The organism is Devosia nitrariae, assembly GCF_030160115.1.
Taxonomy (GTDB): domain Bacteria; phylum Pseudomonadota; class Alphaproteobacteria; order Rhizobiales; family Devosiaceae; genus Devosia; species Devosia nitrariae.
Genome location: NZ_BSNS01000013.1, coordinates 1 through 11,632 on the forward strand (window position 1 = coordinate 1; position 11,632 = coordinate 11,632).

Sequence of the window (11,632 nt, forward strand, 5' to 3'; positions counted from 1 at the left end):
GCAAGGTGGACTTGCCGCAGCCCGAAGGCCCGACGAACACCACGAACTCGCCGGAGTCGATCACAAGGTTGACGTCCTTGAGGACCGGGACACTGCCGTAGGCCTTATCGAGGCCCTCGATGCGGATGGCAGACATGGGAACCACTCCTTGGGTGATGGTGAGGACGCCGAGCTGCTTGGCGTCAGGCTCCAGTTTCGAGGATCGTGTAGGAGTGCGGCGGCAGGACGAGTGAGACCCGGCCGTTGCGGCACTCTTGTGTTGCCTTGACCGGCACGATGGTTTGCGGCGCCTCGAAGGTGTTCCTGGCGAAGGGGTCGGCATGGGAAAGCGTATAGGTCCTGGCCGGTCCGTCACCACCAACCTCGATCTCGGTCTCGATGCTCTCGGTGCGATGCGTATTGACGATCGAGACGAACTGCCTGCCGCTGGCCTCGTCGAGCGTCGCGCTGACATCGAGATAGGGCAGCGAGTAGGACTGGCCGCGGTCGGTCTCGATGTCGAAGCGCTCGCAGTCGCTCCAGGCATCGATGGCGATGTCGCCGCTGTGGTGTCGCTGCATGGCCAGCGCCCAGAAGACGCTCTCCCTGAGCACCGCCTCGGGCGTTACAACCAGCATGCCGACGACGTTGAGCGTCTGAGCGAAGTTGGCAAGGGTGACAGAGTTGCACTGGCGCTGCATGGCGTTGACGAAGCCGGCGCACGCCAGAGCATCGACGAGGCGATACTGCGAGGTTGTCGGACGCCATTCCGGTGTCATTTCCTGGTGCGACTGATCGCGGCAGTTCCACTCGGTATAAGCAAGCTTTGGCTTGGATTTGAGCTTGCGGCGTGCAGCGACCATGTCGATGACACCGGCGAGCGCCCTCATCATCTGCTCTTCGACGAGGCCTGCCGTAACGATCTTCTCGTAATTATCCTGGCCGGTCCTGGAGTTGAAGTTCCAGTAGCGGTGCTGGGTGACGTAGTCGATGTGCTCGCCGGCCATCTCGACCACCGAGGTCGTCCAGTCGAGCATATCCTCATGATGGCCGCCGCCGAGCGCCAGAACCTTGATCGAGGGATCGAGCTTCTTCAGCGACTTGGCCCATTCTCGGGCCCGCGCGCCGTTGACGTCGGCCGTGGTGTGGCCGATCTCCCAGCGGCCCCACTCCTCATTGCCGATCTGCCAGTACCTGACACCGAAGGGCGCGGCGTGTCCGTGCTGCTTTCGCAGCTCACTCCATTTGGTGCCGGTATCGAGGTTGGCGTATTCGAGCCAGGCGAGCGCTTCGCGCAGATCCCCCGTCCCGGTGGTGAGGTTGATTTGCGGCTCGGCCCCGATCTGGCGGCAGAATTTGACGAACTCGGCCGTGCCGAAGCCATTGCCGACCGCATAGCCGAAATGGGCATCGATCACGCGCGGACGGTCCGGCCCCACCCCATCCTGCCATTCATAGGTTGTTGCCGTGCACCCGCCTGGCCAACGCACGATCGTCGGCGCCGTCTCGGCGACGGCATCGACGACGTCCTGACGCAACCCGTCCGCGCGGGCGTGGGGATGGCCGGGATCATGGAGGCCTTCATCGGCCACCCAGCGGCGGCGCGCCATGAACTGGCCGTAGATCAGCGGATCGATGCGACCGATGCGGCGGGCGGGATTGGTGACGATCCTGGCTTTCATGCTGGCATATTCCTCAGGGAATGATTTCGACGATGGTGTAGGAGTGCGGTGGCAGGGACAGGGACACGCTGCCGTCGCGGCAATCGGGCGTGCCTTCGACCGGCCGAACGGCATCGGGCGCGTCGGGTGTGTTCCTGGCGAAAGGATCCTCGTGTGAGAGGGTGTAAGTCTTGGTCCCTCGCCCCGAGCCGGCATCGATGGCCGCCTCGATGGCGTGCGAGCGATGGGTGTTGACGATCGAGACGAACTGCCGGCCGGAGGCCTCGTCGAGCGTGGCGCTGACGTCGAGATAGGGCACGGTGAGCGCGCTTCCTCGGCCGGTGTCGGCGGTATAGACGTCGCAATCGGTCCAGGCGTCGACAGCGATGTCGCCGCTATGGTGCCGCTGCATGGCCAGCGCCCAGAATACGGTTTCCCGCAGCACCGCCTCGGGCGTCACCACCAGCATGCCCACGACATTGAGCGTCTGGGCGAAATTGGCGAGCGTCACGTGGTTGCACTGGCGTTGCATGGCGTTGATGAAGGCGGCACACCCGAGGGCGTCGATGAGGCGGTACTGGGTGGTCGTCGGCCGCCATTCGGGCGACATCGCCCGGTGCGCCACATCCGCGCAGTTCCATTCGGTATAGGCGATCCGGGGCCCGCGGGTGAGACCGCGACGGTAGGCGACAATATCGATGATGCCGGCAACGGCCTTAATCAGGTGCTCTTCGATAAAACCGGCGGAAACGATCTCGTCGTAGTTGTCCTCGCCGGTCGCGGAGTTGAAGTCCCAGTAGCGGTGCTGGGTGACGTAGTCGATGTATTCGCCCGCCTCCTCGACCACGGCCGTCGTCCAGTCGAGGATGTCCTGCGGGTGGCCGCCGCCGAGCGCCAGCACCTTGATCGAAGGGTCGAGCTTCTTCAGCGCCTTGGCCCATTCGCGCGCCCGTTCCGCGTTGTGGGCGGCACTCGTGTGGCCGATCTCCCAAGGCCCCCACTCCTCATTGCCGATCTGCCAGTATTTGACGGCGAACGGCTCGGCATGCCCGTGCTCGCGGCGCAGCGCCGCCCATTTGGTGCCGGTATCGAGGTTGGCGTATTCGAGCCAGGCGAGCGCCTCGCGTAGGTTACCCGTGCCTGTCGTCAGGTTGAGGTGCGGCTCCGCGCCGATCTGCCGGCAGAACCGGACGAACTCGGCGGTGCCGAAGCCGTTGCCGACAGCGTAGCCGAAATGGGCATCGATGACGCGCGGACGGACCGGTCCGACGCCGTCGGTCCAGTCATAGCTCGTCGCCGTGCACCCGCCCGGCCACCGCACCACCGTCGGCGAGGTCTCGACTATGGCATCGAGCACATCCTGGCGCAGCCCGTCAGGACGCGCCTCGGGATGGCCGGGATCGTGCAGTCCCTCGTCGGCAACCCAGCGGCGCCGGGCCATGAACTGGCCGTAGATCAGCGGGTCGATGCGTCCGATCGGTCTTTCGCGGTTGGTGACGATCCTTGCTTTCATGCATATTCCTCCCTGCCCGCCCATTGGTTTCGGGTGCCGGTTCCATCCCGGTTTTGGTGGGTCAGCCCTTGAGGCCGGTGGTGGCGATTCCTTCGACGAGCCGCCGCTGGAAGAAGAAGAAGATCGCCAGCAGCGGGATGATCGACAGGCACGACATGGCAAAGAGGATGCCCCAGGTGGAGGTCGCCTCGCCGGTCGAGGAATTGAGCATCCTGAGCGCCAGCGGCACCGTCAGCTTGTCGCCGCTGGTCAGGTAGAGCAGCTGGCTGAAGAAGTCGTTCCAGGTCCACACGAACGTGAAAATGGAAACGGTGACGAGGGCCGGCGTACACAGCGGCAGGATGATGTCGACGAACACCCGGAACGGCCCGGCCCCGTCCATGGTCGCCGCCTCGTCGAGCTCGCGTGGGATCGAGCGGATGAACTGCACCATGAGGAACACGAAGAAGGAATCGACCGCGAGGAACTTGGGCAGCACCAACGGCAAGATGGTATTCACCAGGTGCGCGTTGTTGAACATGATGTACTGGGGAATGATGGTCACGTGATGCGGCAGCATCAGCCCCAGCAGCATCAGTGAGAACCAGAGGTTGCGCCAACGGAATCTGAGGCGGGCGAAGACATAGGCCGTTATCGTGCACGACAGGAGGTTGCCGACGATGGCGATGGCGGCGATGACGAATGAGTTGATGAAGTAGAGCGAGAACGGGACATTGAAGAAGGTCCAGCCCTTCGGATAGTTCTGGAACGTCAGCGCCTGCGGGATCAGCGAAAGATTGCGGAAGATCTCGTCCTCGGGCTTGAGCGAACTGCTGAACATCCAGAGAAGCGGGTAGACCATCAGCAGCGCGCCGAGGACCAGTACCGCCGGCATGACGAACCGCCGGACGCCTTTCGCCTCAAGCTGTGAAACGGATTGATCAGTCATCGGGATTGAACACCCAGAAGCGTGCGGTTGCGAAGGCGAGCGCGGTCAGGCCCGCGATGATGGCGAGCAGCACCCAGGCGAGCGCGGCCGCATAGCCCATGCGGAAATTGCCGAAGCCTTCGATGTAGAGATAGAGCGTGTAAAAGAGCGTCGAATCGAGCGGCGCGCCAGTGCCGTTACTGATGACGAAGGCGGGGGTGAACGCCTGGAACGAGGTGATCATCTGCATGACGACGTTGAAGAATACGATCGGCGTGATCAGTGGCAGGGTGATGGTGAAGAACACCTGCACGCGATTGGCGCCATCGAGTTCGGCGGCCTCATAAAGGTCGGACGGGATCTGCTTCAGGGCCGCAAGAAAGATCACCATCGGCGCACCGAACTGCCAGGCATGCAGGAACACCAGTGTCCACGGCGCCGTCTGCGGCAACGCCAGCCATGCAGGCCCATCGATGCCGAACCAGGAGAGCACCAGGTTGACGAGCCCGTTCTTGTCGAAAAGTTCGCGCCACATGATGGCGATGGCAACGCTGCCGCCCAGCAGCGAGGGCAGATAATAGACCGAGCGCAAGATGCCGATGCCGCGCATCTTGCGGTTGAGCCCCACCGCTACCGCCAGCGCGACAACCGTGGCGAGCGGCACCGAGACGAAGACATAGAAGGCGGTGACCGTAAGCGACGGCCAGAAGCGGTAGTCGCCGTTGAACATATAGGCGTAATTGTCCGCCCCCACCCATTCGGGCGGCGCCAGCAGGGAATAGTCGGTGAACGAGAGATAGAGCGAGGCCACCATCGGAATAGCCGTGAGGCCGAAAAAGCCCACGAGCCATGGGACCAGCATGGTGTAGGCTGCACCGTTCGCGCTGCGCTGTCGCACGGTGCGGGCTGGGCTTGCCACCCTCACCACTTCGCCGACACTTGCTTGCTGGGACATATCCGCTTCCTTTGGCGGGGAGGCGGCACGGGGCCGCCTCCACACCGAGGTGTTAAAGGTTGCGATCAGCTTCGGAGAAGAAGCGGTCGACGGCCGCGGGAATGGCGATCTGCTTGAACGCGATCTGATCGTTGAGCAGCGCGATGAGCGGCGTGCCGGGGCCGACCAGCGGCCCGCTACCGGGCGGATAGATCACACGCGGCTTCGAATAGGGCAGCGCCTCCTCGACGACGTTGTAGATCTTGGTTTCGGTCTCACTCAGCTCGCCGCTTTCCAGGATCTGCTTGCGCAGGGCGTTTCCGACCGGAGCGCCCTTCGAGATACCCATGGCAGTAATGGACGCCGGATCATTGACGATGAAGTTGAGCAGCGCTGCCGCCTCATCCTTCTGGTCGGATGTTGCTGAAATCACCATCCATTCGACGGGCGTGACCAGCTCGATCCGTTCGGAATCGGCCGCATAGCGCGGCCAGGGATTGAATTCGAGCTGGTTCTGCGACAGCGACTGGAAGCCCTGCAGGCCCTTGGTGGATGCGGCCGTCGAGAAGGCCGCGACACCCCGGATGATCCCGGTCGCTTCGAAGCCGCCCTGCTGGCGGGCTTCCGGTGCGACCGCCACGCCGGCCGCGCGAGCCTCGTCCCAGAACTCGTACCACTCGATGAGGTCGTCCTTGCTGAACCCGAGCTGGCCCTCATCGGTGAACATGTTGACGCCCTTGGACCGCACGAAGGCTTCGAGCACGGTCTGGCTGCCGCCCATGTCGTCCATGCCGAACTTTTGCTCGCCGTCCGCGGACAGGGCCTCGGCGATCTCGGCACCGATCTCGCGGAACTCGGCGAGGGTCCAGTCCGGTTTGAGCTCGGTGATGCCGATGCCCTCGAGCACCGTCTTATCGTAGATGATGGCCGGCTGGGTCGAGAGGCCCAGCGGCACGAAATACTGTTCGCCACCGAAATAGACGCTGTCGCGTGCCGCCGGCGCCCAATCCGAGGTATCGATGACCGAGCCGAGATAGTTGCCGATTGGCTCGATGGTTCCGCGCGCGGCGTATTCGGCCATGGTCGCCAGGAACACCTGGAAGACGTCGGGGGCATTGCCGCCGGCGACCTGCGTTGCCAGGCGATCCCAGTAACCGTTGAAGTTGGTGCCCTGCGGATCGATGGTGATGCCGGACGCCTTGGCATAGGCCTGCATGGCATCGGCGGTGCGCTTGTTCTGGTCCCCCTCGCCCCACCAGGCGACCGTAAGGCCTGCGCCCTGGGCGCGGGCGCCGATCGGTCCCAGCACGCCGGCGAGCATCCCGGCGCCGAGGGCGGTACCGCCATATTTCAGGAACTGACGTTTGTTCATCCGTGTCATTCTGTCTCCTCCCAGTGATGGATGATTGCTCAGCCTGCCGCCTGTTGCGTGGTGGCAGGCGCGGTGTCGTAGCCCGGTTGCGGGATGTGGCCACCCCCGGTGACGAACAGTGTCGCGCCGGTAACGAACGCGGCTGCGTCGCTGCACAGGTATAGCGCCGCCCCGACCATCTCCTCCGGCAGGCCGGCCCGGCCCATCGGATTGGCCAGCCGCACGTTCTCGGCCCAATGCTGCGGGTCGAGGCGACGGAAGGCGTTGCGATCGGTCTGTACGAGGCCGGGTGCCAGGTTGTTGAGAGTGATGCCGAACGGCGCAAACTCTACGGCAAGCGTGCGCACGAGGTTGACCTGGGCAGCCTTGGTCGCGGCATAGATTGGCATCTCGGGCGAGGGCGCCGCCTCCTGCACCGATCCGATTGTCAGCACGCGCCCATAGCCGCGCGCCTTCATCATCGGCAGCAGCGCCTGCAGCAGTTCGACCGTCGAGAGAAAATTGAGCTGAAGCTGGCGCAGCGTATCTTCGAGCGACATGTCGAGAAAACTGCGATGGACCTGCATCGAGGCGCTGACCACCAGGATGTCGCAGCCACCGAATGCGTCCTCCATCCTGGCAACGAGCCGGCTTGCGGCGCCCGGTTGCAGCATGTCCTCCTCAAGGAGATGCGCGGTGCCGCCGAACGCGGCGATTCGGCGCTCGACGGCCTCTGCCGCGCCCGCGAGGCCCGCGGCGGCATCGGCACCGGCGCTGTAGTTGATGCCGACGACAGCCCCGTTCGTGGCCAGGGTTTCGGCAATGGCGGCAGCAATGCCGCGGCTGGCGCCGGTGATCAGCGCACGCCGCCCCTTGAGGGAAAAGATGTCCTGTGCCTTGAGGGAATTCATGCGTTCATCCGTAGTGAGGGTCCGCGGGATCTCATGCATCGGGCCCTGCCCCTGGCATGCTCTTGAAACTGACGACCCTTGCCGATGCGGCAGGCGCGGCGGTGTGCTGGAGATGTTGCGGATCGAGGTCGAGACCGAGGCCAGGCTCCGCCTCGAGCGCAGCGGCGCCCTCGTCGAGGTCGACGGCACCATTGCGCAGCTCTTCCCAAAGCGGACTCTCGCGAACCGGACGTTCGAGGACGAGAAAATCAGCGAGCGTGGCGGCCACCTGCCGGCTGACGGCATCGAGCACCGGCCCGACCGGGTTGTGAAGGCTGACATACCGACCCTTGGCCGCCGCGATTTCGCACATGACCATGCCTGAACGAACACCCGTGAGGCGCAGGTCCGGCAGCACCACGTCGGCACCGTCCGCCGCCAGGAAAGCAAGAAACTCGCCAAGATCGGCGATCTCTTCGCCGCCGGCGATGCGGATGCCGTAACGGTGCGCGCGCCGGCGGATGGCGCGGTGGTCATCGGCACCGAAGGGAGAACCGAGCATGTCCTCCATCCAGAACGGCCGCGCACCCGAGACCGCGTCAAGCAGCACCGCGGCCGTGGCCGGATCGAGCCGGCCATGGCAGTCGATCATCAGGTCGACCCCATCGCCTATGGCGTCACGCACGGCGAATATGCGCTCGAGCCCCTTGTCCCGGAGAGCCCGACCATCGCGGCTGGCTCCATCCTGCCAGTTGACGCCATCGAAGGGAGCGATCTTGATCGCCCGGTAGCCGTCGGCGATGGCAAGGCGTGCCTGCGCAGCGAAATCGAGCGGTGAGCGGGTGTCGGCAATGCCACGATTTATGTTGGCATAGACCGGCACGCGATGCCGGTAGCATCCACCCAGATGGCTGGCGAACGTGACGCCTGCGGCGCGTGCCCGGACATCGAGCCAGGCCTGCTCGAGGCCGCTGCGCACGACCCGACGGGCTTGCGAGACCTGGCGGCTCTCGATGCGCATGAGACAGCCGGCAAGATCGGCAATGCGCTCGCCGCGCAGAACGGTCTCGATCGCCGCCACCTCGGCGAGCACTGCCGCCTCATTTGCAAAGTCGGTGACTTCGCCCCAGCCGTGACTTCCATCGCCAAGGACGAGCTCGAGAAAGAGCCACGTGGTCTTCGGCGAAACCGGGACCCGATGAACGATCAGACGCTCTAGTGCTGAAACCACTGGCACAACAGTCTCCCCCGAGGCAGTCGTTTTGCAACTTTTATGGGACCTACCTCATCAGTGTTCCACATGATGGAACTCCAAAGCTGGACTTGTCAATCTCAAATCATTTATGGAGAGTTCCAGCAGCGGCGGCCGCGAAAGCCGCTCGTTTGAGAGGCAGGCTTGGAAACGACCAGACCCCGAGAGAACAGCGAAGTGGACGTGCCGGGGACCCAGGCGCTTATGCGCGGCCTCGACGTGCTCATGGCCATAGGCATGGCCCCGGAACCGCTGCGATTCGCCGACATCCAACGGGTCGTACAGCTCCCCAAGGGCACGCTGCATCGCCTCCTGGCGGCTTTGCAGCGCCAGCGGCTGCTGCGGTTCGATGACCGCACCCGGCAATACCACGTGGGCTCGCGCGTTTTCGATCTCGCCCGGCGCACCCTCGACCAATCCGGCATCATCCGTGCCGCCAAGCCCGAGCTCACCCGCATCGCGCGGCTGCTCGGCCGGCCCGCCTGCCTTTATGTGCGCGACGGGCGCGACGTCTTCGTTCTCGATTTCGAGGATCCTGACGCGGCCAACTCCCCGATGGTGCGCATCTGGCCCCGCCAGGCCGTCGATTCCTGCGCGGCGGGCCTGGCCATGCTCGCCGCCCTCGGTCCCGACCAGCGTGCCAACCTCATCCGCGACCACTCGGAGGCCAGCCAGATCGAGGTCGGCATCGACCTCAGCCGCGCCCTCGGTTATGCCCTCCATACCGAGCGCGATGGGGGAACGACCTCCGTTGCCGCCGCTGTCGTCAACCCCGACGGCTACCCCGTCGCGGCGATCAGTTGCCCCTTCGATGGTCTGGACGGCAAGGCGGAACTCCTGCACGAGGCGGGTCGCGCCCTGATCGAAGGAGCCCGCCGCGCCTCGGGCAACGCCGGCATGTCGCAGGGCGTCTCGCACATCCTGCCGACAGCGCCGGGAAAGATCGATCCGCGGGTCGTTCCTCTGCCGACCGGACGCGACTTCATGGGTGAAAATCCAGTATGGTCGCCCCGCACCAGCCGTCTTTACTGGCTCGACATCCTTGCCCCCGCTCTACGCTTTTATGATCCGGCAACCCGCCTTTCGCACCGCGTGGACCTGCCTGAACTCGTCGGCGGCCTGGCACTGCGTCCCGACGGACGACTGGTGCTGCTCGGCCGGCACGGCATCTTCGAGTTCACGCCCGAAACCGAGGATCTGAAGCTCCTGGTTTCGCCCGAGGCGGACCGGCCCGATAACCGCTTCAACACCGCCGCCGTCGACGCTCTCGGCAATCTCTGGGCCGGGACTATGGCCATCAACCACGAGCCGGGCCAGGGCAGCTTTTATCGGATCACGCCGGACCTGCGCATCAGGCGCACGTTCGAGCGCACGGGCCTGCCCAAGAATGCCGCCTGGTCGCTCGACCGGCGGACCCTTTATCTCAGCGATGGCGGCGACGGTGTGCTGCGCCGGTATCCCGTGGCGCTTGCATCCGGCGAGATTGGGCAGGGCTCCCCCTTCGTCAACGGTGCGGCGGAAATGGGCGTGCCCAACGGCATTTGTGTCGACAGCCAGGGTCATATCTGGGTCGCGATGCTCGGCGGCTGGGCCATTCACCGCTACACGCCCAAGGGCGAACTGGTCGAGCGCATCGTGCTGCCGGTGCCCATGCCGACCAATCTCTGTTTTGGCGGCAGGGACCTGCGTACGCTCTTCGTCACCAGCACGTATCTGCGCCTGCCGCCGGGCTATTCCACTCTCGCGCCGCTTTCGGGAACGGTGCTCGAGATCGAGGTGGACGTACCCGGGATGCCGCCCAACCTCTTCGCCGCGAAATGATGCTCGATGGTTCGGGCGTCGAACTGGCGCAGGCCGAGGAAGCGATTACCGGCGAGAGCCCGCTCTGGGACGATCGCCGCGGTATCGTCTGGTGGATCGACATCCAGGGCCGGCGGCTGCTGGGTTTCAGCCCGAAAGCCGGCCCGATCGCGCCGATGCACCTGCCGTCCGAGCCCGGGCTTGTGGCACTCGCCGACGACGACAGCCTCATCGTCGGCCTCGAGGACGGCCTCTGGCGCCTGTTTCCCGAAACGGGCGCGCTCAAGCTCCTGACACCTGTGACCTCCCCGCACCCGGACATCCGGCTCAACGACGGCAAGCCCGACTGGCAGGGACGGTTGTGGTTCGGCTCCATGGACAAGTCCGGCTCGGGAATCCCCCATGGCGCGCTCTATTGCCGACATCCGGGCGGGCGCCTGGAAACGGTTCGTCAAGGCGTGCGCGTCCCCAATGCCATCGCCGTTTCGCGTGACGGCGGAACGCTCTATTTCAGCGATTCCCCGAGCCAGCAAGTGCTCGCCTTCGACCTCGACCAGTCCAGCGGCGCTCTCGGCAACGAACGCGTGTTCCGCACCTTCACCGGCACGGACAAGCCCGACGGTGCATGCATCGACGCCAACAATGGACTGTGGATCGCCGTCGTCAACGGCGCCCGGCTGGATCATCTCAACGCCGATGGCCACCTGATCGAGAGCGTGCCCATGCCCGTTGCAAAGCCCACCATGTGTGTTTTCGGCGGCAGTGAGCTGAGCGATCTCTTCATAACAAGCCAGCGACGCTTCCTGTCAGCCGACCAGCTCGCCCAGCACCCCCTCACCGGTGCACTGCTGCGCGTGAGGACTTCGTCGCGGGGAACGCCCCCAAACAGGGTGCGCATCTGATCTACGGTGAGTGGGGCGAGATGGTGCGCTATACCGCGCCCTGCCCTATCGCCAGCCCCTCCCCATCGAACCGATGCACCGGCGCCGTCGGCCCCAGGGCGACCACCTCGCCCTGCGCGATTGCCGTCTTCCCCTCGAGCCGCACGGTCAGCCGCTCGCCCTGATCAAGATCGAGATAAACGAACGTATCCGAGCCAGCCGCTCCACATGCGTCACCGTCCCGCTCCACGGCCCGTCGGCCACGATGTCGATATGCTCCGGCCGCACGCCGATGCGGGCGGCGTCGAACGTGCGGGCGCGCTCGCCGGCAAGGAAGTTCATCCTGGGGCTGCCGATGAAGCCGGCAACGAATTCGGTACGCGGGGTGTCGTAGAGATCGAGGGGCGAGCCCACCTGCTCGACGACGCCATCGCGCAGCACCACGATCTTGTCGGCCATGGTCA

Annotated in this window: 10 protein-coding genes and 1 pseudogene; 2 read left to right on the forward strand and 9 right to left on the reverse strand. The window is 64.9% G+C overall.

The annotated features are described in order from the left end of the window. From QQK18_RS15505 to QQK18_RS15540, 8 genes are all read right to left on the reverse strand, one after another. A partial coding sequence (locus tag QQK18_RS15505; protein ID WP_284341278.1) for an ATP-binding cassette domain-containing protein occupies nt 1-136 on the reverse strand: 136 nt, incomplete at its 3' end. A gap of 46 nt (nt 137-182) precedes the next feature. Beyond that, nucleotides 183-1,661, reverse strand: coding sequence for an alpha-L-arabinofuranosidase C-terminal domain-containing protein (locus QQK18_RS15510; protein ID WP_284341269.1), 1,479 nt, complete (start codon nt 1,659-1,661; stop codon nt 183-185). A 13-nt stretch (nt 1,662-1,674) separates the two neighbouring features. Further along, the gene (locus QQK18_RS15515; protein WP_284341270.1) at nt 1,675-3,153 is read right to left on the reverse strand and encodes an alpha-L-arabinofuranosidase C-terminal domain-containing protein; all 1,479 of its coding nucleotides are present in this window, start codon (nt 3,151-3,153) and stop codon (nt 1,675-1,677) included. Nucleotides 3,154-3,214: 61 nt separating this feature from the next. Beyond that, nucleotides 3,215-4,081, reverse strand: a complete 867-nt coding sequence (locus QQK18_RS15520) for a carbohydrate ABC transporter permease (protein ID WP_284341271.1) — start codon at nt 4,079-4,081, stop codon at nt 3,215-3,217. Then, complete coding sequence (locus QQK18_RS15525; RefSeq protein ID WP_284341272.1) at nt 4,074-5,015, reverse strand: carbohydrate ABC transporter permease; 942 nt, start codon at nt 5,013-5,015, stop codon at nt 4,074-4,076. Before QQK18_RS15525 ends, QQK18_RS15520 begins: the two co-directional genes overlap by 8 nt. Before the next feature lie 52 nt (nt 5,016-5,067). Next, nucleotides 5,068-6,375, reverse strand: a complete 1,308-nt coding sequence (locus QQK18_RS15530) for an ABC transporter substrate-binding protein (protein ID WP_284341273.1) — start codon at nt 6,373-6,375, stop codon at nt 5,068-5,070. A 29-nt stretch (nt 6,376-6,404) separates the two neighbouring features. Further along, a complete protein-coding gene (locus QQK18_RS15535) occupies nt 6,405-7,256 on the reverse strand; it encodes an SDR family NAD(P)-dependent oxidoreductase (RefSeq protein WP_284341274.1) in 852 nt (283 codons plus the stop codon). A 31-nt stretch (nt 7,257-7,287) separates the two neighbouring features. Further along, the gene (locus QQK18_RS15540) at nt 7,288-8,466 is read right to left on the reverse strand and encodes an enolase C-terminal domain-like protein (RefSeq protein ID WP_284341275.1); all 1,179 of its coding nucleotides are present in this window, start codon (nt 8,464-8,466) and stop codon (nt 7,288-7,290) included. Between the two features lie 165 nt (nt 8,467-8,631). Between QQK18_RS15540 and QQK18_RS15545 the strand changes: the two genes are divergently transcribed. Next, nucleotides 8,632-10,308, forward strand: a complete 1,677-nt coding sequence (locus QQK18_RS15545) for an SMP-30/gluconolactonase/LRE family protein (protein WP_284341276.1) — start codon at nt 8,632-8,634, stop codon at nt 10,306-10,308. After that, entirely contained in the window at nt 10,308-11,189 is an 882-nt protein-coding gene (locus QQK18_RS15550) for an SMP-30/gluconolactonase/LRE family protein (RefSeq protein ID WP_284341277.1), read from the forward strand. The genes QQK18_RS15545 and QQK18_RS15550 overlap by 1 nt, the downstream gene beginning before the upstream one ends. Nucleotides 11,190-11,336: 147 nt before the next feature. Here QQK18_RS15550 and QQK18_RS15555 read toward each other — a convergent pair. After that, nucleotides 11,337-11,632: pseudogene (locus QQK18_RS15555) on the reverse strand (sugar ABC transporter ATP-binding protein); the annotation flags it as partial.

Coding starts and splice junctions, on each gene's coding strand:
- QQK18_RS15510 (WP_284341269.1), bottom strand. CDS start 1,661: ATGAAAGCCAGGATCGTCACCAATCCCGCCCGCCGCATCGGTCGCATC.
- QQK18_RS15515 (WP_284341270.1), bottom strand. CDS start 3,153: ATGAAAGCAAGGATCGTCACCAACCGCGAAAGACCGATCGGACGCATC.
- QQK18_RS15520 (WP_284341271.1), bottom strand. CDS start 4,081: ATGACTGATCAATCCGTTTCACAGCTTGAGGCGAAAGGCGTCCGGCGG.
- QQK18_RS15525 (WP_284341272.1), bottom strand. CDS start 5,015: ATGTCCCAGCAAGCAAGTGTCGGCGAAGTGGTGAGGGTGGCAAGCCCA.
- QQK18_RS15530 (WP_284341273.1), bottom strand. CDS start 6,375: ATGACACGGATGAACAAACGTCAGTTCCTGAAATATGGCGGTACCGCC.
- QQK18_RS15535 (WP_284341274.1), bottom strand. CDS start 7,256: ATGAATTCCCTCAAGGCACAGGACATCTTTTCCCTCAAGGGGCGGCGT.
- QQK18_RS15550 (WP_284341277.1), top strand. CDS start 10,308: ATGCTCGATGGTTCGGGCGTCGAACTGGCGCAGGCCGAGGAAGCGATT.